Genomic DNA, 21,045 nt, shown 5'->3' with positions numbered 1-21,045 from the left:
CCGTCGCTCGGCGAGCCCGCGCGAGTATCGACGAGGGCGCGCCTGCGCCGCGGAAGGAGCCCGACCATGACCGATCCGAAGCGCCTCATCCTCAACCTCTTCGAGATGAACTGCGTGAGCCACATCACGCACGGACTCTGGCGACTCCCCGGCAACCGCCGCACCGCGTTCACCGATATCGAGTACTGGACCGAGCTCGCGCAGCAGTTGGAGGCGGGCGGCTTCGATGCCGTGTTCCTCGCCGACGTGATCGGCACCTATGACGTGTTCCGCGGCGGCCCCGATACGGCGATCCGTGAGGGGCTGCAGATCCCCAGCAACGACCCGATGCTCGTGGTGCCGGCCATGGCCGCCGTGACGCAGCACCTCGGCTTCGGCATCACGTTCTCCACCACCTACGAGCCGCCGTTCTCGTTCGCACGGCGGATGTCGACCCTCGACCATCTCACCAAGGGCCGTGTGGGGTGGAACATCGTCACCTCGTACCTTCCGAACGCCGCGCGGAACTTCGGCCTCGAGGGCGAGGTCGACCACGACACCCGCTACGAGATCGCCGACGAGTACCTCGACGTCCTCTACAAGCTGTGGGAGGGATCGTGGGACGACGACGCGATCGTCGAGGACCGCGAGGGCGGCGTGTACGCCGACCCCTCGAAGATCCGCTACATCGACCATCGCGGGCCGCGGTACTCGGTGGCGGGCCCGCACCTGTCGTCGCCGTCGCGGCAGCGTACGCCGTTCCTCATCCAGGCGACGCAGTCGGCGCGGGGCATCGAGTTCGCCGGTCGGCACGCCGAGCTGATCTTCACGGGCGGACGCTCCTTCGAGCAGGTGAGCGGAACGATCGGGAAGATCCGCGATGAGCTCGAGCGCCAGGGCCGGGCGCGCGACGACATCAAGTTCGTGGTCGGCGCGACGGTCATCGTCGGCGCGACGCGGGAGGAGGCCGAGGCCAAGCTCGCCGAGTACGACCGCTACGCGAGCATCGACGGCGTCCTCGCGCACGCGAGCCTGCCGTTCGACCCCACCGCGCACCCCGGGGACATCACGGTCGGTGATGCCCTGCGCCGGGAGGGGCGCGGCGACGACCTCGCGGCGACGTTCCTGCCGCAGGAGCAGACGATCGCCGAGTTCCTCGCGACCTTCTCCGGGTTCCACCGCAAGCCGTTCATGGCCGTCGGGTCTCCGACCGAGGTCGCCGACGAGATCGAGTCCTGGCTGGACGAGCACGACATCGACGGCATCAACCTCGTGCAGTACCACTCGCCGGACACGGCTCGCGACTTCATCGAGTACGCGGTGCCCGAGCTGCGCCGCCGCGGCCGTCTACGCGAGGCCTACACACCGGGGGAGACGCTGCGCGAGCGCGTGCACGGCGTCGGTCCGCGCGTGGTCGACACGCACCCGGCCGCCCGCTTCCGCGGCGGGCAGGGACTCGACGAGGAGGCGATCCTCGAGGGGCGCGCGTCCGTATGACGACGCGGTCCGGGGTCGTCGATGGATCCGTCGGGTGACGGCACCGAGTCATACTTCCGACGAGCACTCCCCGACTTTGCTCCGATTCGCCGGCCGCGAGCGCTTCCTAGCGTGGCGGTATGTCATTCCCAAAGAAGTCCCGATCGCGGGGCACGATGCTCGGCGGCCTCACTCTCGTGGCCGCCCTCCTCGCCGTGACCGCGTGCTCCCCGACGACCGCTCCGCCTGACGATCCGCCTGCTGCCGATCTCAGCGAGTTCCACGACCAGGACCTCGAGTGGGGTGCCTGTGATCCGTTAGCGACGACGGAGGAGAACGCGGCGCTCTACGCGAACCCGAACGTCGAGTGCGCGACCGTGGAAGTCCCTCTGGACTACAGCGACATCGATGGTGCCACGGCGCAGATCGCCGTGCTGCGCGTCCCGGCGAAGGGCGAGCGGACGGGCTCGCTGCTGGTGAACCCCGGAGGGCCGGCGGTCTCGGGCAACACCTTCATCGCCCGGTTGGAGCCGGCCTGGCAGACCAACCCCCTGCTCGAGAACTTCGACATCGTCGGGTTCGACCCGCGGGGTGTGGGGTCGTCGACGCCCAAGATCGACTGCTTCTCCGACGAGGAGTACGACCGGGGCGAAGGATTCGTGGGCGGGGCCGTCTACACGCTGACCTCGAAGCAGGATGCCGACGCGGCCGCGCAGCGGTGCATCGACGGATCTGGCGGCGAGGCCGCTCTCACCAGCGTCGGCTCGACGAACGTCGTGCAGGACATGGACATCCTGCGCGCGGCGTTCGGCGACGAGAAGCTCTCGTTCCTCGGGTACAGCTACGGGTCGGAGATCGCCGCCATGTACGCGACGACCTTCCCCGAGAACGTGCGGGCGATCGTGCTCGACGGGGCGGTCGATCCGACACTCACATCCTCCGACTTCCGACTGTCGCAGTTCGCCGGGTTCCAGGAGACCTTCGACAAGCTCGCCGCGCAGTGCGCGCAGTCAGCCGACTGCCCGCTCGGCACCGACCCTGACGAGGCGACCGACCGGCTGCACGAGATCATCCGCCCCCTCGCCGACGACCCGGTGCCGACCGGGGATGGCCGTGAGCTCGGGATGTACGACGCCCTGGCCGCGGTCACCTCCGGACTCTACGCCGAGGCCGACTGGCCTCTGGTGATCGCGGGGCTGGCGGAGGTCGAGACAGGAAGCGGAGAAACGCTGACTCTGCTGCGCGACCGCTACTTCGAGCGCGGTGCCGACGGCGTGTACGGCACTGATCCCGACGCGAACGTCGCAATCCGGTGCATGGATGCGCCGGCCCGCACGCCGGAGGAGCAGACCGCGCTCGCCGAGCGGATCGCGGAGGTCGCGCCGTTGCTCGACATCGCCGATGCCGGCATCGAGTACCACCACGAGTGCGCCTCGTGGCCGGAGCCCGCGACTCGCTCCGAGCCGTGGTTGGAGATCCCGGACGGCGAGATCCCGATGACGCTCACCGTGTCGGTCACGGGCGATCCGGCCACGCCGCACTCCGGCGGCGTCGCGATGGCGGAGGCCCTGGGCGGCAGCCTGCTCACGGTCGAGGGCAATCAGCACGCGGCCTATCTTCTCGGGCGCAGCGACTGCGTCAACGACGTCGTGGAGAAGTACCTCATCGACCTCGAAGTCCCCGCCGAGGGGACGACCTGCGCACTGCCGGCGCTGTAGATCCGCGACCGAAAGCACGAAGGGCACCCGTTTCACACGGGTGCCCTTCGTGTGCGCGCGACCTACTCGGCGTCGAGCTCGGCATCCTGGACCAGTAGGGCGATCTGCACCCTGCTGGCGACACCGAGCTTCGTCAGGATCGACGAGACGTGGGTCTTCACGGTGGGGAGGCTGATGTGGTGGCGTGAAGCGATCTGCGCGTTCGATCGACCGGCCCCCACCTCCTTCGCCACCTCCAGTTCGCGCGGGGCGAGCACGCCGAGTCGCTCCCGTGCCGCGGCGCGCCGCGGCCTGCCGTGCGCGGTGTCGGCGAGGTCGATGAGCCGGCGGGTCACGTCGGCCGAGAGCGTGTGACTGCCCGACGCCACGGCGCGCACGGCGCCGACGAGCTCGTCCGGCGGGGTGTCCTTCAAGAGGAAGCCGGCGGCTCCGGCGCGCAGCGCGCGCAGCACTGTGTCGTCGGCGTCGAAGGTCGTCAGCACGATGATCCCGGGCGGGTCCGGTCGCGACAACAGGTGCTCGGTGGCGGTCAGGCCGTCCATCCCCGGCATCCGCACGTCCATCAGCACGACGTCGGGGCGGAGCTGGGCGACGCGGTCGAGTGCTTCGAGCCCGCTGCCCGCCTCACCCGCCACCTCGAGGTCGGAGGCCGCGCGTAACATCATCGCCAGACCGAACCGCACGACGGGGTCGTCGTCGACGATGAGCACGCGGATGGCGGGGGCTGCGGTCATGAGGGCCACGGTAGTCTCATCGTCAGTCGCCAGCCTCCGTCGTCGGTGGGGCCGTGGGCGACCTCACCGCCCACCAGGGCCGCTCGTTCGGCGAGACCGCCCAGGCCGGATCCCGCCCCTGTCGTCGAACCCGGCACCTGTGCGCCTGTGCCCGCATTCCGGACCTCCGCGTGGATGCCGATCCCTTCCCGACCGGAGATCGTCACCGCGGCATCCGCCCCCGCTGCGTGTGTGCGGACGTTGGTCAGTCCCTCCTGCACGAATCGGTACAGCGTGCGGCCGAGGACGGCGGGCACCACGCTGTCAGCCGAGGTCAGCCCGTCGTCGTCTGCGAGAGTGATCGAGGCGCCGACCGGACCGGCCTCGCGGACGAGAGCCGGGACATCGGCGATGCCGGGAAGGGGCGCAGCCGCCTCCGGTGAGCGGAGCACGTGGAGCACCTCTCGAAGATCCTGCAGTGCGGCGCGCGAATTACGTCGAATCTCCTCGACGACCCGCGCGGTCTCCTCCGACGACATCGCGGCGTTGTACCCGAGGGCACCGGCCTGGATGCTGAGGAGCGACAGGCGATGCCCGAGGACGTCGTGCATCTCTCTGGCGAGCTCCTCCCGAGCCTCGTGCTCCGCCTGCGACGCCCGGAGCGCCGCCTCGGTCTCTGCGGCGATCGCCCGTTCGCGCAGAGACTGCACGAGAGCGCGCCGGCTCCGGACGACGAGACCGAACGCGGTCGCGGCGATCACTCCCACCACATGAGCGCTCAGGAGTAGCAGCGGAGAGGCGTGAAACTCCGGCCGGAGAAGCAGCGGACCGGCCACGGAGATCAGGTTAAGCGCGCAGAACAGGACGGTCACGCGGAGCGAGCAGAGCAGCGCGACCGCGTAGAGGGCGAAGAGCGGCGCCACCGACACCGACGACAGGAACGTCCCCGCGACGAGGAGCACGGTCGCCACGACGACGGGATGGGTCAGCCGCCACCACAGGGCGAGGCATGCGCACAGGCCGAGCACGAGCTCGACGGGTCCCGCCCACGCCGGCCACCCGAACGGACGCTGCAGGGTCGTCGCGGCTATGTACCCGAGCGCGGCGGAGATGACGATCAGCACGACGTCGACGACATGGTTCCGCGGGGCGCGAGCGTGCGGGGTGGCGGGCACGTCCATGAGCCCGATCCTACGAGTCGTACTCCGGCCCGCACCTCGTGCCGACGTCGCCGGCTCTCCGACCAAAGTATGAGCGCCTTCTGCCGGCGGCCGATGTGCCGACCGAGCAGGCGCACCTAGCGTGAGAACCTCGGTCGTTCAGGGAAGAGGCAGCAGATGGTCAGATGGAGCACGCGGATCACACCCGGCGACGGGCGGCCGCTGCGCCCCTTCCGGTGGTGGCAGATGTTCCGGCGCTCGGTGCTGTCCATCGCTCTCCCGTCGGAAGGCCGCGAGGTGATCCATGCGATCGAGGTCAAACACGGGGGAGACCTCGAGACCGGCGAGATCATGGCGAGCCTGTACGTCGACGGGCGCCGTGCGGCCATGTCGAGGGTGCCCGCACGATTCCCGGTGGACGGCGGGGTCATCGAAGTGCGCACCAGCGAGGCGGGGCTGCGGCGATGCGCGTTCGTCGCGTTCGATGGCCGGGAACGTCAGCTGCAGCCCGATCCCGCGTCCGCGGAGGGGCGACGCCTGCGCCTGTCGCGACGGCATCCTGCGGCCAGCCGCGCCCTCGCGGCCGCTGCCATCGTCGCGTTGGTCGTCGGTCTCGGAGTGAACCTGCTGCAGCTCGCCGAACCGCTCTCGCGCATCCCGGTGATCGCCGACTCCCTCGGAGTCTTCGAATCGCCGATCCATCTGCCGTGGTGGCTGAATCTCGGGATCGGCCTCGCCGCGGCGCTCGGAGCGACCGACCGCGCGCTCATGATGCGCTACCACTGGCTGCTCGACAGTGGCGCAGCCACCTGACCATCGACGACCGAGAGAGCACCGCCGAGGCGAGGACCGCACCCGTGGAATCATCGAGTACGGATCCCGCGCACCGCGGGCGACGCCTCGCGACCGCGCTGCTGGACGCAGCGCACCACCACGCCGTGCACGTCGGCGCCCTGGGAATCCGGCTCTCGGTGTGGAAGTGGCGCGCAGACGCGATCGCCCTCTACCGGAAGGCCGGGTTCGCCGAGACGGTGTCGTGGGAGGACCGGGAGCAGCTGATCTGCATGATCCGGGATGTCTAGAGACGCCTCCGCTCGCCGCGGTACGAGGAAGCGACGGGGGCCTCTTGTGCTTTCGCCGAACCGACCGCCCAGACGACGTCCGGCGTTCTGCCGTGTGACGCGCGCTCAGCCCTCGGGGTAGGGGCTGACCCAGTCCGTGACGAGGTCGGCGTTCAGGGTGATCACGTCGCCGGGCTGGAAGGCGTCGCCGCCCTTGTAGCCGTTGAGCATCCCCAGCATGCCGGCGTTGTAGATGCAGAAGCGCTCGCCGATCGCCGTCTCCACGTCGCCGGGAGCGACCGTGTACGTCGCGATGCGGCCCTGCTCGTCGAACCCGACCGCGCCCTCGGCGTAATCACGCGACCCGAGGTCGACGAGGTCGGCCCCGAGGTGCTCGGCATGCGGGGGCTCGTCGCCGTCGCTGCCGAGGAAGATGTAACCGGATTCAGGGCACCCCGGGAGAGCGTTCTTCGGGATGCTCGTGCCGTGGCCCAGGTACTGGTAGCCGTCGCCGAGCTCCGCCATCATCGCGGCCTCCTCGTCCAGGGGCAGGCTCGCGCTGGGCGTCGGAGTCGGTGTCGCTCCCGTCGCCGCGGACGACGTCGCATCCGACGCGACGGACGACGAGATCATCACGGCTGCGACGCCGATCGCCGCGATGACGGCGATGACGGCGACGCTCCACGCCGCAGTGGTTCCGGTCCTCATGCTCGACAGCATGACAGAGACCGGTCGTGTGCCGCGAGAGCGCGAACGCGCGTCGTCGCGGGGGTCAGACCGGGGCCGGGGCGCCCTCCTGCGCTTTCGCCGCACCGACCGCCCAGACGAAGTCCGGCGTTCTGCCGTTGACCGCGTGGTCTCCGAGCTGGCGGGCCTTGAAGATCCACGGGTTGTGCGAGGACACGGTGCGGGCGTTGCGCCAGTGCCGGTCGAGGGCCGTTCCGGAGCGCACGGCCGACGCGCCGAGCGTGTCGAACAGGCGGGAGGCGGCGCGCGGCACGAGCTCCGTCAGCACGATCTGGGCATGGGCCGAACGCAGCTCGGCCGCGACCACGGCATCCTGCTCCTGCGCGGTTCCGAGGGCGTCGGCCGCCTGCTGCACCTCGCGGGCGACGTCGAGCACGAGGGCTCGTGCGGTGGCGCGCACCGCGGTGAGCTCGCCGACGATCTGCAGCACCTGCGGGTCGTCGGCGACGCGGTCGGCGCTGCCGTGGCTGTACACCCGGGTGCGGGCGCGCACCTGGGCCGCGGTGTCGCGCTTGATCGCCGCGGCGATGCCGGCGAGCACCGACAGGAGCGTGAGCTGGTACACCGCGGTCTGGAAGGGGAACCGCGCCGTGAAGGGCTCGACGTCGTCCTCATCTACCGAGGCATCGTCGAACACGGCCGTGCCGGTGCCGGTGAGCGGTTGGCCGAAGCCGTCCCAGTCGTCCGAGACCGCCACGGCGTCCTGATCCCGGCGGATGAGCGCCGTCACGGTGGTGCCGTCGAGATCGACCGTCGCGTCGATCCAGTCGGCGAAGATGCTGCCGGTCGTGTAGAACTTGCGACCGTCGACGCGCCAGGTGCCGTCGGGCCGGCGAGAGACGCGGGTGGCGTTCGTCCCGACGGCGGCCGCTCCGTTCTCCGACCACCCATTGCCCACGAGCTCGCCGGCGCCGAGCCTGTGGAGCCAGAGATCCCTTCGCGGTCCCGGAGGCGACGCGAGCACGTGCTCGACGTAGGCGATGTGCCCGCGAAAGATCTGCGGCAGGTTCGAGTCCGCGGCGGCGAGCTCGATCAGCAGCTCGGCGAACGCGGGCCAATCGAGCCCGTCGCCGCCGTGCTCCGCCGGCAGCCGCAGCCGACCGAACCCTGCGGTGCGCAGCGCCTCGACTTCGGCGAAGGGCAGTGTGCGGCTCTGCTCGCGCGCGACCGTGCCCTCGCCGATCTCGGCGAACAGCGGGCGCAGGCGCTCGCGCGCTGCGGCCAGTCGGTCCTTCTGCGTGTCTGTCATGTCGCCGCCCCTCACGTGTACAGCGAGATCGGCTGCAGCTCGCCGTTCAGGGTCCACGCGCCGACCTCGAGCTTCTTGTAATCGACCGGGTCGTGCAGCGAGTGCGTGCGCACGTTGCGCCAGAACAGGTCCAGGCCGACGTCGGCCTTCGCCGAGCTCGATCCGGTGACCTCGAAGATCCGGTCGGCGACCTCGATGCCCACTTCGGTCGACACGACCTTGAGCTTCGCGATCTCGATCGCCAGTTCGCCGCGGCGCTCCGCGGTCAGTTGTCCGCCCTCGTCCACGACCTCGTCGAAGAGGCGCCCGGCGCGGTCGGCCAGGGCTTCGACGGCCGCGATGCGCGAGGCGAACTCGCCGACAACGCGCTGCACGAACGGGTCGTTGCGGTACGAGTCGGCCTGGCTGAGGAACCAGGCGCGCGGTCGGGCCCGCACGATGTCGAGACCGCGCGCGAGAGCGCCTTCCGCGATGCCGAGGTAGAGGTTGCCGAACGCGAGCTGGATCCCGGGGGTGATGAGCGTGGAGAACGGCTCGTCGCCGAGCTCGCCGAGCACGTCGGCGCGCTCGACCCGCACGTTCTCGAACCGGACGGATCCGCTCGCCGAGAGGCGCTGACCCAGAGCATCCCAGTCGCCGAGGTAGCGGATGCCGTCGCGGTCGTGGTCGAGCACGACGAGCTGCGCGGTGCCGTCGAGGTCGCCCCCGCGTACCGCGGCAGCGGCCAGCACGACGTCGCCCGCCGATGCCCCGGTCGAGAATCGCTTGAGCCCGGTGAGCCGGTAGCCGTCGCCGTCGGCTGTGAGCTCGAGGTCGGGATCGGTCGGGTTCACGGAGTCGCCCCACACCCAACGGCCGTCGATCGTGCGCCGGTGCCAGTCGTCCTGCACCGCGGGGTCGGCCGCGAAGCCGATGTTGCCCGAGTTGATGTAGTGATACGCGAGCACCTGCGCGATCGAGGCGTCGGCGCGCGACAGGATGCGGATGACGAGGAACGCCGTCTCCCAGTGCGCGCCGCCCCCGCCGAACTCCGCCGGCTGCAGCAGGTTCACGAGACCCGCGTCGCGCAGCAGGTCGAGCTCGACCGTCGGGTCCTGATTCGCGCGGTCGCGCTGCAGGGCGTCGCGGCCGAGCTCCTCGGCGACGCGTTCCGCGACGGCGCGCCAGTGCGCGCGCTCTGCCGCATCGGCGGTGCCGGTCCAGCGGCTGCGGGTCGTGGTGTCTGCGGCGACGCTCATCGGGCGCCCTCCTTCTCGGTGATGTCGTTCGTGATGTCGTTCGTGATGTCGGTCGAGTCGTCGGTCAGCGGCCCGCCGAGGGTGCCGTCGAGGGCGCTCGGTCCGTCGGCGAAGGGTCCGCGATACCGGTGTGCGGGGTGCCAGTCCGCGATGACGGGGGAGCCGTCGCCCGTGAGGCGTCCCCGCAGGGTCCCCTCGGGGTACTCGTCCCACACGCGCCCGCGGCGCTGCAGCTCCGGGATCAGGTGCTCGACGATGTCCTCGAAGGATCCAGGGGTCACGACGTACGCGATGTTGAAACCGTCGACGCCTCCGACCTCCACCCAGCGCTCCAGCTCGTCGGCGACGGTCTGCGGGCTTCCGACGATCACGGGTCCGATGCCGCCGATGCCGACGTAGTGGGCGATGTCGCGCGGGGTCCACGCGCGCTCCGGGTCGGCCTTCGTGAAGATCGACAGCGCGGAGCGTGCGGCATCCGTGTCCACGTATTCGAGCGGCACGTCCGGGTCGAACTGCGACAGGTCGAGTCCCGACCAGCCGCCGTACAGTGCCAGTGCGCCCTCGAGCGAGACGTAGCGGCGGTAGTCGTCGAGCTTCGACTGCGCCTCTTCATCGGTCGCGGCGACCACGACCGTGACGAGCGTGAGGACCCGGACCGAGTCCCGCGGGCGGCCGAGCGCCTCGGCACGGTCCCGGATGTCGTCGGTCAGCGGGCGCGTGAGCTCGGGACGCAGCCCGTTGATGAAGATCGCCTCGCCGTGCGTCGCGGCGAACTGGCGTCCGCGGGGTGAGGCTCCCGCCTGGAACATGACGGGTGTGCGCTGCGGACTCGGCTCGGCGAGGTGGATGCCGGGCACCCGGTAGTGCTGCCCCTCGTGGCCGATCGGGTGCACGCGCGACGGATCGGTGAAGACCCCGGACTCGCGGTCGCGCCGCACGGCGTCGTCGTCCCACGACCCCTCCCACAGCTTGTACGTCACGTCGAGGAACTCCTCGGCGATCTCGTACCGCTCGTCGTGCCCGATCTGGGTGTCGAGTCCCAGATTGCGGGCGGCGGAGTCCAGGTAGCTCGTGACGACGTTCCAGCCGACGCGGCCGCGAGTGAAGTGGTCGAGCGTCGAGAACCGTCGCGCCAGCGCGTACGGCTGCTCGTAGGTGGTCGCGACGGTCACCCCGAAGCCGAGGTGCTCGGTCGCATGCGCCATCGCGGAGATCTGCACCACCGGATCGCCCAGGGGCACCTGCGCGGCGTCACCCAGCGCGGCAGCCGCCGACTCACGGTACACGTCGTAGGTGCCCAGCACGTCGGCGATGAAGACCGCGTCGAAACGACCGCGCTCGAGCGTCTTCGCGAGATCGACCCAGTAGTCCAGGTCGTGGTACCGATCGGCCTGATTGTCGGGGTGACGCCAGAGGCCGGGAGCCTGGTGCGTGACGCAGGTCATATCGAAGGCGTTCAGGATGATGCGGCTGGGCACGGTGCTCCTCTGGCGGGTGGGGTAGAGGCGACCCTAGCGATTCGAGACCCGCGTCCGTCGGGTCGATGACGCACTCTGTCGCGGTGAGACGAACTGTTACGCGCGGCGCGCGGTCGACCGCATCCCACTCCTAGCGTGAGCGCCGATCCGCTTCCCGACCCGACTCCTGAGGAGCCCTCATGTCCCTTCTTCCGAGCCGCCGCGCACGCCGCCTCCTGCTCGGCGCCGCCGGCGTGACGGCCGCGACGATCGCCATCGCCGGCTGCGCGACGCAAGCCCCGCAGTCCGAAGCAACCGGCGACGACGGCGAGTTCTCGGGGCAGACCCTCAACGCGCTGCTCATCACCTCGCACGAGGGAGCCGGCAACTGGCTCAAGGAGCACTTCGAGGAGGAGACCGGCGCCGAGGTTAACCTCACGATCGTCCCCTACGACGAGATCGGCTCCACGCTCGCGCTCGACCAGCAGTCCGGGGCGAACAGCTTCGACGTCGCCGCACCCTGGTACGTCTCGATCGGCGACCTCGCGGAGGGCGGCTCGATCCAGGACCTCACCGACTGGATCGACGAGACGCCCTCGCTCGAGACCGACGACTTCATCCCGTCGATCAACGACCCCTACACGCTCGTGGGCGACCGACGTTACGGCCTGCCCTTCGACGGCGACACGCACGTGCTGTTCTACAACACCGAGATCCTGGAGCGGAACGGCATCACCGAGCCGCCCGCCACCTGGGACGAGTACCTCGAGGACGTGAAGACGATCACCGAGAACGAGGGTGACCAGGGCGTCTACGGCTCGGCGATCTTCGGACAGAAGTCGCCGCTCATCCTCGGCGCCGCCTTCGCGAACCGCCTCGCCGGCTTCGGCGGGGAGTTCGTCGACGAGGACGGCGAGCCCACGATCAACTCGCCCGAGGCCGTCGCTGCGGCCCAGGCGCTCGTGGATGCCGTGCCCTACGCCTTCCCGACCCCGGCCGAGACGGACTTCGGTGTCGGCAACGGCGCCTGGTATGACGGCAAGGTCGGCTTCATCGAGAACTGGACCGACCTCGGCGTCGGCTCCGAGACGAACCCCGACTCCAAGGTCGCCGGCAAGTGGGGCGTCACCACCCTCCCGGTCGGCGGCGACAACACCGAGCCCAAGGCCTCGCTCGTGGCCGGCTTCACGTGGGTCATCGCCGCGAACACGCAGAAGACCGATCTGGCGAAGGCGTTCATCGAGTACGCCGCGTCGAGCGAGGTGAACTCCGAGCTCATCGTCGCCGACCCGCAGACCGGCATCGACCCGAACCGCGAGTCCTCGCTCGAGAGCGCGGCCTACGGAGAGACCTACCCCGACCTGCAGCGCGTCAACCGCACCACGCTGAGCGGTTCGCTCGCCTGGCCGACTGGCGAGAACGCCTCGCGGGCCGCGCAGATCCTCACCGACGAGCTGGCCAAGCTCATCGCGGGCGACGGCGGCACGGCTCAGGATGCGCTCGACCGCGTGCAGGCCGAGTGGGAAGACATCCTTGGCTGACACCCTCGCAGCGCGCGCACTCACGCGTCCCGCCCGCCCGTCCGGCTCCGTGCCGCGACGGGCGGGTCGGCGCGCGTCCGCCTCTGTGCGCGGATTCACCGCCCCGACGATCCTGTCGATCGTGGTGCTCGGCGCCTACCCGCTGCTGTTCATCGTCGCGGCAGCCTTCACCGATTCGACGCTCGGCCGCCCCTTCCAGGAGTGGGTCGGCACGGCGAACCTCGAGACCGTGCTGGCCGACGGCGACGTCGTCGCGTCGTTCACCCGCACGGTGCTCTACGCCCTCGCCGTCGCCGTCGCCAGCACGGTGCTCGGCGTGGCCATCGCGGTGGCCCTCGAACGGGCGACGCGCTCCGGTGCGGTGGTCCGCACTCTGCTGCTCCTCCCGCTGATCACCCCGCCCGTGGTGGTCGGCACGCTATGGAAGCTCGTCTTCAACCCCGGGGGCGGGCTGCTCGCCACTCTGCTGCCCGGGATCCCGCTCGCGCCGCTGTCGACCACGGCGTGGGCGCTCCCTGCCATCGGACTCGCCGACGTGTGGCAGTGGACGCCGCTCATCGTGATCCTCGTCTACGCGGCGCTCCTGACGCAGGATCCGGCCGTGCGCGAGGCCGCGGCTCTCGACGGTGCGCACGGTGGTCGCCTGTTCCGTCACATCACCTGGCCCGCCATCGCGGGGACGGTCCTCGCCGCGTTCTTCATCCGCCTCGTGATCGCGCTCAAGGTGTTCGATCTCGTGGTCGTGATGACCTCGGGCGGGCCGGGGCAGGCCTCGACGACCACCACCTACCTCATCCAGCAGGTGGCGTTGAAGGAGTTCGACATCGGACGAGCATCCGCCATCACGCTGGTCTTCGCCGTCATCGTCACGGCGGTCACCCTGGTGGTCGCCGCCCTCGCCCGGAAGGCCCGTCATGAGTGAACGTCGAGTACGGCCGCGGCCGGTCGCGGGCACGGTGCTGCTCGTGGCGCTCGCCGTCACCCTGGTCCCGCTCGCCTACCTGTTCTCGGTGTCGCTCATGGGGCGTGACGAGACGGTGGCCGGAGTGCTCTGGAGTGCGGATCCGCACTGGTCGAACTGGGCCGACGTCATCGCGACCGACATCCCCCGGGCGATCCTCAACTCGGTCGCGGCCGCGGTCGGCGGGTCCGTGCTCTCGCTCGCGCTCGCGGTGCCGGGCGCCTGGGCGATCGTGCGCCATCACGCGGGCGGGCGCACTCTGGCCGCGACGCTCATGAGTCCTTGGCTGCTGCCGCCGATCGTCGCGGTGGTGCCCCTGCTCATCCTGCTGCGGGTCCTCGGCCTCAACAACACTCTGCTCGGGCTCGCGCTCGTGTACGCGCTCGTGAACGTGCCGGTCGCGGTCTGGCTGCTCGAGGGCTTCATCCGTCGTCTGCCGGTAGAGATCGAGGAGGCGGCGCGGATCGACGGCGCGGGCTCGGTGCGGATGCTGTGGTCGGTCGTCGCGCCGTTGCTGCTGCCGAGCCTCGTGGCGATCGGGATCATCGTCGCGATCCTCAACTACAACGAGTTCCTGCTCGCGACCTTTCTCACGCAGAGCGTGGACTCGCAGACCTTCCCGGTGGCCCTGTCGCTGTTCTACGGCGACCGCACGCCGCACTTCGGCAAGATCGCTGCCGCGTCGTTCCTCGGCGTGGTGCCCGTGTTCGCTGCCGCGGTGTTCTTCCAGCGCTGGCTGGTCGGCGGGCTGACCGCCGGCGCGGTGCGCTGAGGGGCGACCGGCGTCAGGGCGTACGCTCCGCGTCGGTGAGGAATCGCGCTTGCCGCAGCCACTGCTCTCCCAGGCCGCCTTCGTGCTCGTTGAACGGGTAGTCGACGATCTCGGCCGTCCCGTTCCAGCTGTTCCTCGCGGCGTACACCGTCGAGGGTGGGCACGTCTGGTCGAGCAGCGCGACCGAGAACAGCGCGGGAGCGCTCGCGCGCTTCGCGAAGGTGACGCCGTCGAAGTACGAGAGCGTCGTGAAGACCCGTTCGACCTGGTCGCGGTGAACCGAGAGGTACCGGACGATCTCCTGGTACGGGTCGCGTCCGGTCATGCCGACGGCCCGCTCGAAGTGGCACAGGAACGGCACGTCCGGCATCACCGCGACGAGACCTTCGGCGAGGCCCGCGACCGCGATGGCGATGCCGCCGCCCTGGCTCGTGCCCGTCACGGCGACGCGGTTCGCGTCGAGTCCGTCCATGCCGCGCACGGCGTCGACCGCGAGCACGCCGTCGGTGAAGACACGGCGGTAGTAGTACTCCGCGGGATCGAGGATGCCTCGGGTCATATAGCCGGCCGCCGACGGGCCGGTGCCGTGCGGGTCGGGGGTGCCGCCGCCGGTTCCCCAGCCCGACCCCTGACCCCGCGTGTCCATGACGAGATGCGCGTACCCGGATGAGGCCCACGCGATGTGCTCGTGGGGGAGGCCGCGGCCGCCGCCGTAGCCGAGGTACTCGACGACGACGGGGAGCGGCTCCTCAGCCCCGGCCGGCCGTGTCAGCCAGGCAGAGATCGGGTCGCCGTCGTACCCCGAGAACGTGACGTCGAAGACCTCCACCGTGCGCAGCGGCGAATCGACTCGGCGTAGGCGCGGCGGGGCGGCCTTCGCGCGGGCGGACGCGAGCGTCGTGGTCCAGAACTCGTCGAAGTCTGCGGGCTCGGCGACGTCGGGGCGGTAGACGCGCAGCTGTTCCGGGGCGAGGTCGAAGCGGGGCATGACAGCATCCTCCCAGAATCGGGCGAGCGCGCCGTCAGGTGAGGGGAGGCCCCGAGGAGTCGCGCACGATCAGCTCGTGCGTCGTCGTGACGGTCCGCGGCTCGTCGGCGACCGGGCGCAGGATGAGCCCGACGGCGAGCTGGCCCATCTCGAACATCGGGATGCGCGCGGTCGTGAGCGAGGGAGCCACGTCGCCCGCGACGGCGATGTCGTCGAATCCCACGACCGACAGGTCCTCCGGCACGCGGATGGCGTGCTGGCGCAGCTCGCTGAGGATGCCGATGGCCATCGCGTCGTTGAGTCCGACGATCGCGGTGAGGCCTCGACCGAGCAGCTCCCGCGCCCCCGCCATCCCGCCCTCGCGTGTGAACGACTGTGAAACGATCGTCAGCTCCGCTCCCACGTCGGCGGTGCCCGCGCGGAGTCCGGCGATGCGGTCGGCGACGGTGTTGAGGTCGAGCGGCCCTGCGACGACGCCGATGCGTCGGTGGCCGAGTCCGGCGAGGTGCCGTCCGATCGAGGCTCCCGCGCCGTGGTTGTCGGGCAGCACGGCATCGACGGGCAGATGGTGCCGTCCGATCACCGCCGCCCGCCCGCCCGCGAGGGAGAAGTCGCTGAGGGCATCCGCCATCCGCTGCTCGTGCACGGGGTCGGAGTAGCCGGACCCGGCGATGATGATCGATCCGACCCGTTGTCGCCGGAGCGCCTGCACCTGGGCCAGCTCGCTCTCGGGCGTGCGGTCGGCCTGTGCGATCTGCACCGAGCGGTTCTCGAGCGTGGCGTTGCGGATGACCCCGCTGGCGATCTCGGAGAAGTAGGGGTCTCCGATCTCGTGCACGAGCAGTCCGATCGTGGGGACGAGCCCGCCGGCGAGTCCGCGCGCGTGGAGGTTGGGTTCGTACCCGAGCTCCTGCGCGATCCGGCGCACGTGCTCGGCGACGCTGGAGGAGATGCCCGAGCCGCCCGTCATCGCCCGGGACGCGCTCGCCAGCGAGACCCCTGCGGCCTGTGCGACGTCGACCAGGCGTGGCGTCCCTGTGTTCTTCACGAATACCTCCCCGCGCGAGAATAACCGACGCTGTGCGCGTTGAGGGTTGCCCTCGCCCGTGCATCCCAGTATATTGACGGAAGCGCTTACGAAAGCGCTTTCGCTACGATGACGTAGGAGACAATCGCATGACTGCATCCCGCCAAGGTCGACGGATCGCCGCAGCCGTCGGCACGGTCGCAATCGCATCGCTCGTCGTTTCGGGCTGTTCCGGAGCCGGAGGGCAGTCGGGCGGTGACGGCGCCGACGATCCCATCGTGATCGGGATCTCGCTCCCGCTCACCGGCGACTTCTCCGAGCCGGGCAAGGGCGTCGAGCGCGGCTACGAGGCCTGGCGCGACATCGTCAACGAGAACGGCGGTCTGCTCGGCCGTCAGGTCGAGCTGAAGATCCTCGACGACCAGTCGAACGCCGACCGCGTCGTCTCCGACTACGAGTCGCTCATCGCGCAGGATGGCGTCGACCTCGTGTTCGGGCCGTTCTCCACACGCCTCGTCGTCCCCTCCGCGCGTGTCGCGCAGGAGTACGGGATGCTCTTCGTCGAACCGGCCGGCGCCGCCGAGGAGGTCTTCGAGCAGGGCTTCGACAACCTCTTCTACGCGGCCCCCGCGATCGCGAACGATCACTACAACAACCTCGCCGAGTACCTGCTGGCGCTCCCCGAGGACCAGCGCCCCGAGACGGCCGCCGTGGCCTCGATGGACGACCCCTTCGCGCAGGGCACCGCCTACGGTCTTCGCGACAAACTGGAAGAAGCCGGCGTCGAGATCCTCGTCGACGAGGTGTACCCGCCGAACACGACCGACTTCTCGACCATCGCCGCCAAGATCGCGCAGTCGGATGCCGACATCGTCATCGGCGGCACGCAGTACCAGGATGCCGTCAACCTGATCATCGCGCTGCAGCAGCTGAACTATCAGCCGGAGCTCGCGGCGTTCTCCACCGCCCCCACCAACCCCGAGTTCGCCGCGGCGATCGGCGGAGCGACAGAGGGCATCCTCGCCCCGACCGGATACTCGCCCAAGTCGCAGTTCCCGAGCAACGTCGAGTTCGTCGAGAAGTACACCGAGATGCACGGCAACCCGCCGTCGGAGGACGAGGCGAACGCGTACACGACCGGCCAGGTCGTCGCCGCCGCGGTCGAGGCCGTCGGATGCGCCGAGCAGGGCGAGTGCCAGCAGGGGCTGATCGACTGGCTGCGCGGCAACGAGGTCGAGACCGTGGTCGGGCCTCTCAGCTGGGACGAGACCGGCAAGCCCACCGGCGCCCACCTCATCCAGCAGTGGGTCGGCGGCGAGATCCTCATCGTCCTTCCCGAGGACGTCAAGGAGACCGATTTCGTCTTCCCGAAGCCGACGTGGTGATCCGTAGATCGTGAGCGGATCCCTCCTCCTTCAAAGCCTCATCCTCGGCATCCTGCTGGGCGGGCTCTACGCCCTCCTGGCCGCCGGGCTCACCCTCTACTTCGGCATCATGCGGGTGGTGATGATCGCGCACTCCGCGTTCCTCATCCTCGCGGCCTACCTCGCGTGGTGGTTCAACCGGGAGACCGGCATCGACCCGCTCGTGTCGCTCGTCGTGACGGTGCCGCTGTTCTTCCTCACCGGCGTCGTGATGCAGCGGCTGCTCGTCTCGAGGCTCAAGCCGCTGACCCTGACCATGATGTCGGTGCTGCTCACCTTCGCGGTGGCGCTCATCATCGAAGGGGCGCTCGGCTTCTTCTTCACCGGAACCCAGCGGCGCATCCCGTTGCCGTACGCGAGTGCGAGCCTCGAGGTGTTCGGCGCGCAGGTGCCGGTGGTCAAGCTGATCGCCTTCGGTCTGGCTGCCGTCGCGCTCGCCGGACTGTTCGTGCTGTTGAAGTACACGAAGTTCGGTCAGGCGCTGCGAGCCACGATCCAGCATCCGGAGGCGGCGCGCCTGGTCGGCATCAACACCGACCGGGTCGCGGGCTACGGATTCGGCCTCGGGCTCGCCACGGCAGCGATCGGCGGCACGGCGTTGTCGCTCGACGCCACGATCTACCCGTCGCTGCACTGGCACTGGATCGGCCCGCTCATGGCCATCATCGTGGTCGGCGGCCTCGGCAGCATCCCGGGCGCCGCCATCGCGGCCCTCGTGCTCGGCATCGCGCAGAGCCTGCTGCAACTGCCGCTCGGGCCGACCTGGGCGCAGACGGTGTTCTACGTCGCGCTGTTCGCCACGCTCATGTTCCGCCCGCAGGGATTCTTCGGAGGTCGTCTTGCCCAGCGTTTCTAGCCGCGAACCGATCGCGACCGAGACGGTCGTCATCGCTCCGCCCGCCCCCGTCCGCCGTCCGGCGGCGAAGTGGGTGCGCCTCGTCCTCCTCGTCGTCGGGGCGGCCCTGGTGCTGTCGTTCCCGACGATCGCCCCCAACCCGTACATCCTGTCGGCGGGCGTCGTCATCCTGAACTACGCCGTGCTGTCCACGGGGTGGAACTTCATGGGTGGCTTCACCGGGTACATCTCGCTCGGGCACGCGGCCTACTTCGGACTCGGCGCCTACGGCACGGGCCTCCTCATCAAGTACCTGGCCCTGCCCGGCTTCGTGGCGTGGATCGTCGCGACGGTGCTCGTCGCGATCGTCGCCATCCCGATCGGCATCGCCGCGCTGCGGGTGCGAGGTGCGTCGTTCGTGATCGTCTCGATCGCGTTCGTGCTCATCATGCTGCTGGTGTTCCAGAGCTGGCGCGAGGTCACCGGCGGGTCCGAGGGACTCAACGTCCCCCGGCCCTTCCCCGGCATGCTCCGCCCGGAGCACCACCGCGTGTTCTTCTACCTGTTCGTCGCGGTGCTCGCCTTCGCCCTGCTCACGTGGTGGATCATCGACCGGTCGAAGTTCGGCACGGCGCTGAAGTCGATCCGCGAGGACGAGGACAAGGCGCAGGCGCTCGGCGTCCCCACCACCCGCTACAAGCTGATCGCCTACATCCTGTCGGCGTTCTTCGTGGCGCTCGGCGGCGGACTGTACGCGCTGTGGTTCGGCGACCTCGACCCGATCTTCCAGTTCTCGATCCTGATCGGCTCGTACATGGTGCTCATGGCGCTGCTCGGCGGGGTGCGCAACCTGTTCGGCCCGCTGCTGGGCGCCGTGGTCGTCGGCATCGCGCTCGAGTACTTCAAGCTCGAGTTCGGCGACACGCAGTTCCACCTCATCGCCACCGGCATCCTGCTCGGCGTGGTCGTGCTCTTCATGCCGGACGGCGTGATCCCGGCGGTCGGCTCGCTCTTCCGGAAGAAGTCTGACGAGGCGTCGATCCGCGAGGTCACCGCGGCGCAGCTGCTGGAGCAGAACGAGAAGCGGACAGCGGATGCCGCGGGCAAGGAGACGTCAGCATGAACGCCGCCACCACCACGCTCGAGAGCCTGAGCACGGCCTCGATGACCAAGAGGTTCGGCGGCGTGACAGCCGTCGACGAGGCTTCCGTCAGCTTCCGCGAGGGCAAGGTCAACGGGCTGATCGGACCGAACGGATCGGGTAAGACGACCTTCTTCAACTGCGTCACGGGCATGATCAAGCCGGATTCCGGCGAGGTCCGCTACCGGGGCCAGTCGATCACCCGGAAGTCGCCCGACCGGATCGCCCGAGCAGGCATCGGACGCAGCTTCCAGCTGTGCCGTGTCTTCCCGCGCATGACCGTGATGGAGAACCTGCTGGTCGCGGTGCGGAGCACCAGCATCCGCCAGCAGCTGCGGTCGGCGCATGATCCGGACGAGCTGGAACGGGCCCGCGGATGGCTGCGCCGCGTCGGCATCGACCACCTCGAGCACGCCGAGGCCCGCAACCTCAGCTACGGCCAGCAGAAGCTCCTCGAGCTCGCGGGCGTGCTGATGGGCGAGCCCGACACGATCATGCTCGACGAGCCGGCCGGTGGCGTGAACCCGGCGCTCATCGGCCGCATCGCCACACTCGTCCGCGAGCTCAACGAAGAGGGCAAGACCTTCATCATCGTCGAGCACAACATGGAGATGGTCATGAGCCTGTGCGATCACGTCGTGGTGTTCGACCGCGGTCGCCCGATCGCCGAGGGCACCCCCGAGATCATCCAGCAAGACCCGCGCGTCCTGGAGGCCTACCTTGGAGTCTGAAGCGAAGAACCTGCTCGAACTGCGCGACATCGAGGCCGGTTACGGCCGCGCTGCGCTGGTGCTCCGGGGACTCACCGTCGAGGTGCCGCCGGGATCGGTCGTCTGCCTCGTCGGCCCCAACGGTGCGGGCAAGTCGACCGTGCTCAAGGTCGCGAGCGGCATGCTCAAGCCGCGTTCGGGACGCATCTCGGTCGACGGGCGGGATATCACCGGCGACGGCCCGCAGTCGATGCTGCGCAACGGGCTCGCGCACGTGCTGCAGGGGCACAGCGTGTTCCGTGAGATGACCGTCGGCGAGAACGTCATGCTCGGCGCTTTCACCCTCAAGGATCAGGCAGTCATCCAGGAGCGTGTCGAGTTCGTGCAGAACCTCTTCCCGATCGTGGGGGAGCGGTGGAAGCAGCTCGCCGGTCTCCTCTCCGGCGGGCAGCAGAAGCAGGTCGAGTTCGCGCGCTCGCTCATGGTCAGCCCGAAGGTCGTGCTGCTGGACGAGCCGTCGATGGGACTCGACCCCAAGACCACCGAGAAGGTGTTCGAGCAGGTCGTCAGGATGCGGGATGCCGGCACCGCCGTGCTGCTCGTGGAGCAGAACGCCCGCCGCGCGCTCGAGACGGCCGACATCGGCTGCGTGCTCGATCTCGGCCGCGTGCACATCTCGGGACCGGCATCCGAGCTCCTCGCCGACCCGACGCTCGCCGCGCTCTACCTCGGAGGCAAGCCCGCCACGACCCCGTAGCACCGCCCGACCGCCGACACCCCGATCGTCCGCTCCGCTGCAGTGCCGCCCCGGAGCGAGGCAGCAGTCCGTCCGGCACGACACACACGAC

General features: G+C 69.8%; 20 protein-coding genes. 12 read left to right on the top strand and 8 right to left on the bottom strand.

Annotation, left to right across the window (positions count from 1 at the left end):
• The first annotated feature begins 66 nt into the window (after nt 1-66).
• Both AKH00_RS06530 and AKH00_RS06525 read left to right on the top strand, forming a co-directional pair.
• Nucleotides 67-1,476, top strand: coding sequence for an LLM class flavin-dependent oxidoreductase (locus AKH00_RS06530; protein ID WP_050721815.1), 1,410 nt, complete (start codon nt 67-69; stop codon nt 1,474-1,476).
• 119 nt (nt 1,477-1,595) lie between these two features.
• Nucleotides 1,596-3,173, top strand: a complete 1,578-nt coding sequence (locus tag AKH00_RS06525) for an alpha/beta hydrolase (RefSeq protein ID WP_082297438.1) — start codon at nt 1,596-1,598, stop codon at nt 3,171-3,173.
• A gap of 62 nt (nt 3,174-3,235) precedes the next feature.
• Here the strand turns inward: AKH00_RS06525 and AKH00_RS06520 are convergent, their stop codons facing one another.
• A complete protein-coding gene (locus AKH00_RS06520) occupies nt 3,236-3,907 on the bottom strand; it encodes a response regulator transcription factor (RefSeq protein ID WP_050722092.1) in 672 nt (223 codons plus the stop codon).
• Nucleotides 3,904-5,067: a sensor histidine kinase gene (locus AKH00_RS06515; protein ID WP_050721813.1), complete on the bottom strand. Its 1,164-nt coding sequence runs from the start codon at nt 5,065-5,067 to the stop codon at nt 3,904-3,906. The genes AKH00_RS06520 and AKH00_RS06515 overlap by 4 nt, the downstream gene beginning before the upstream one ends.
• Nucleotides 5,068-5,223: 156 nt before the next feature.
• Here AKH00_RS06515 and AKH00_RS06510 point away from each other — a divergent pair, with 156 nt between their 5' ends.
• Both AKH00_RS06510 and AKH00_RS18375 read left to right on the top strand, forming a co-directional pair.
• Nucleotides 5,224-5,859: a hypothetical protein gene (locus AKH00_RS06510; RefSeq protein ID WP_050721812.1), complete on the top strand. Its 636-nt coding sequence runs from the start codon at nt 5,224-5,226 to the stop codon at nt 5,857-5,859.
• Nucleotides 5,754-6,128: a GNAT family N-acetyltransferase gene (locus tag AKH00_RS18375; RefSeq protein ID WP_082297437.1), complete on the top strand. Its 375-nt coding sequence runs from the start codon at nt 5,754-5,756 to the stop codon at nt 6,126-6,128. Before AKH00_RS06510 ends, AKH00_RS18375 begins: the two co-directional genes overlap by 106 nt.
• Before the next feature lie 105 nt (nt 6,129-6,233).
• On the opposite strand, the gene AKH00_RS06500 is transcribed toward AKH00_RS18375, so the two are convergent.
• From AKH00_RS06500 to AKH00_RS06485, 4 genes are all read right to left on the bottom strand, one after another.
• A complete protein-coding gene (locus tag AKH00_RS06500) occupies nt 6,234-6,815 on the bottom strand; it encodes a hypothetical protein (RefSeq protein WP_152926106.1) in 582 nt (193 codons plus the stop codon).
• A 64-nt stretch (nt 6,816-6,879) separates the two neighbouring features.
• Nucleotides 6,880-8,103: a monooxygenase gene (locus AKH00_RS06495; protein WP_050721809.1), complete on the bottom strand. Its 1,224-nt coding sequence runs from the start codon at nt 8,101-8,103 to the stop codon at nt 6,880-6,882.
• An 11-nt stretch (nt 8,104-8,114) separates the two neighbouring features.
• Nucleotides 8,115-9,341 carry an acyl-CoA dehydrogenase family protein gene (locus AKH00_RS06490; RefSeq protein WP_050721808.1) on the bottom strand — a complete coding sequence of 409 codons (1,227 nt, stop codon included), beginning with the start codon at nt 9,339-9,341 and terminating at the stop codon, nt 8,115-8,117.
• A complete protein-coding gene (locus AKH00_RS06485) occupies nt 9,338-10,819 on the bottom strand; it encodes an LLM class flavin-dependent oxidoreductase (protein WP_152926105.1) in 1,482 nt (493 codons plus the stop codon). The genes AKH00_RS06490 and AKH00_RS06485 overlap by 4 nt, the downstream gene beginning before the upstream one ends.
• Before the next feature lie 179 nt (nt 10,820-10,998).
• On the opposite strand from AKH00_RS06485, the gene AKH00_RS06480 reads away from it, so the two are divergent.
• Genes AKH00_RS06480 through AKH00_RS06470 form a run of 3 tightly spaced genes read left to right on the top strand, consistent with a single transcriptional unit; the run spans nt 10,999 to nt 14,072 of the window.
• The gene (locus AKH00_RS06480; protein WP_050721807.1) at nt 10,999-12,339 is read left to right on the top strand and encodes an ABC transporter substrate-binding protein; all 1,341 of its coding nucleotides are present in this window, start codon (nt 10,999-11,001) and stop codon (nt 12,337-12,339) included.
• Nucleotides 12,332-13,261 (top strand): carbohydrate ABC transporter permease, encoded by a 930-nt coding sequence (locus AKH00_RS06475; protein ID WP_235556704.1) that lies wholly within the window; start codon nt 12,332-12,334, stop codon nt 13,259-13,261. Before AKH00_RS06480 ends, AKH00_RS06475 begins: the two co-directional genes overlap by 8 nt.
• The gene (locus AKH00_RS06470; RefSeq protein WP_050721805.1) at nt 13,254-14,072 is read left to right on the top strand and encodes a carbohydrate ABC transporter permease; all 819 of its coding nucleotides are present in this window, start codon (nt 13,254-13,256) and stop codon (nt 14,070-14,072) included. The genes AKH00_RS06475 and AKH00_RS06470 overlap by 8 nt, the downstream gene beginning before the upstream one ends.
• Before the next feature lie 13 nt (nt 14,073-14,085).
• Here AKH00_RS06470 and AKH00_RS06465 read toward each other — a convergent pair whose 3' ends face one another.
• Both AKH00_RS06465 and AKH00_RS06460 read right to left on the bottom strand, forming a co-directional pair.
• Complete coding sequence (locus tag AKH00_RS06465) at nt 14,086-15,060, bottom strand: acetylxylan esterase (RefSeq protein ID WP_050721804.1); 975 nt, start codon at nt 15,058-15,060, stop codon at nt 14,086-14,088.
• A gap of 34 nt (nt 15,061-15,094) precedes the next feature.
• Nucleotides 15,095-16,108, bottom strand: a complete 1,014-nt coding sequence (locus AKH00_RS06460; RefSeq protein WP_050721803.1) for a LacI family DNA-binding transcriptional regulator — start codon at nt 16,106-16,108, stop codon at nt 15,095-15,097.
• 128 nt (nt 16,109-16,236) lie between these two features.
• On the opposite strand from AKH00_RS06460, the gene AKH00_RS06455 reads away from it, so the two are divergent.
• From AKH00_RS06455 to AKH00_RS06435, 5 genes are read left to right on the top strand one after another with little or no spacing between them, the layout of a single operon-like run.
• Complete coding sequence (locus tag AKH00_RS06455) at nt 16,237-17,472, top strand: amino acid ABC transporter substrate-binding protein (protein WP_050721802.1); 1,236 nt, start codon at nt 16,237-16,239, stop codon at nt 17,470-17,472.
• Nucleotides 17,473-17,482: 10 nt separating this feature from the next.
• Nucleotides 17,483-18,367: a branched-chain amino acid ABC transporter permease gene (locus tag AKH00_RS06450; protein ID WP_050721801.1), complete on the top strand. Its 885-nt coding sequence runs from the start codon at nt 17,483-17,485 to the stop codon at nt 18,365-18,367.
• Nucleotides 18,351-19,469, top strand: coding sequence for a branched-chain amino acid ABC transporter permease (locus tag AKH00_RS06445; RefSeq protein WP_235556703.1), 1,119 nt, complete (start codon nt 18,351-18,353; stop codon nt 19,467-19,469). Before AKH00_RS06450 ends, AKH00_RS06445 begins: the two co-directional genes overlap by 17 nt.
• Nucleotides 19,466-20,218 carry an ABC transporter ATP-binding protein gene (locus AKH00_RS06440; RefSeq protein WP_050721800.1) on the top strand — a complete coding sequence of 251 codons (753 nt, stop codon included), beginning with the start codon at nt 19,466-19,468 and terminating at the stop codon, nt 20,216-20,218. Before AKH00_RS06445 ends, AKH00_RS06440 begins: the two co-directional genes overlap by 4 nt.
• Nucleotides 20,208-20,954: an ABC transporter ATP-binding protein gene (locus tag AKH00_RS06435; RefSeq protein WP_050721799.1), complete on the top strand. Its 747-nt coding sequence runs from the start codon at nt 20,208-20,210 to the stop codon at nt 20,952-20,954. The genes AKH00_RS06440 and AKH00_RS06435 overlap by 11 nt, the downstream gene beginning before the upstream one ends.
• The last annotated feature ends 91 nt before the right edge of the window (nt 20,955-21,045 follow it).

It is taken from the genome of Microbacterium sp. GCS4 (assembly GCF_001262495.1).
GTDB lineage: Bacteria > Actinomycetota > Actinomycetes > Actinomycetales > Microbacteriaceae > Microbacterium.
Note: the sequence above shows the minus strand (reverse complement) of the source record. Positions and strands in the feature narration are given on the sequence as shown.

Bases quoted from the DNA above. Each gene is read 5' to 3' on its own strand.
- AKH00_RS06520 (WP_050722092.1), bottom strand. From the start codon at position 3,907: ATGACCGCAGCCCCCGCCATCCGCGTGCTCATCGTCGACGACGACCCC.
- AKH00_RS06515 (WP_050721813.1), bottom strand. From the start codon at position 5,067: ATGGACGTGCCCGCCACCCCGCACGCTCGCGCCCCGCGGAACCATGTC.
- AKH00_RS06510 (WP_050721812.1), top strand. From the start codon at position 5,224: ATGGTCAGATGGAGCACGCGGATCACACCCGGCGACGGGCGGCCGCTG.
- AKH00_RS06440 (WP_050721800.1), top strand. From the start codon at position 19,466: ATGAACGCCGCCACCACCACGCTCGAGAGCCTGAGCACGGCCTCGATG.
- AKH00_RS06500 (WP_152926106.1), bottom strand. From the start codon at position 6,815: ATGAGGACCGGAACCACTGCGGCGTGGAGCGTCGCCGTCATCGCCGTC.
- AKH00_RS06530 (WP_050721815.1), top strand. From the start codon at position 67: ATGACCGATCCGAAGCGCCTCATCCTCAACCTCTTCGAGATGAACTGC.
- AKH00_RS06465 (WP_050721804.1), bottom strand. From the start codon at position 15,060: ATGCCCCGCTTCGACCTCGCCCCGGAACAGCTGCGCGTCTACCGCCCC.
- AKH00_RS06525 (WP_082297438.1), top strand. From the start codon at position 1,596: ATGTCATTCCCAAAGAAGTCCCGATCGCGGGGCACGATGCTCGGCGGC.
- AKH00_RS06495 (WP_050721809.1), bottom strand. From the start codon at position 8,103: ATGACAGACACGCAGAAGGACCGACTGGCCGCAGCGCGCGAGCGCCTG.
- AKH00_RS06480 (WP_050721807.1), top strand. From the start codon at position 10,999: ATGTCCCTTCTTCCGAGCCGCCGCGCACGCCGCCTCCTGCTCGGCGCC.
- AKH00_RS06455 (WP_050721802.1), top strand. From the start codon at position 16,237: ATGACTGCATCCCGCCAAGGTCGACGGATCGCCGCAGCCGTCGGCACG.
- AKH00_RS06470 (WP_050721805.1), top strand. From the start codon at position 13,254: ATGAGTGAACGTCGAGTACGGCCGCGGCCGGTCGCGGGCACGGTGCTG.
- AKH00_RS06490 (WP_050721808.1), bottom strand. From the start codon at position 9,341: ATGAGCGTCGCCGCAGACACCACGACCCGCAGCCGCTGGACCGGCACC.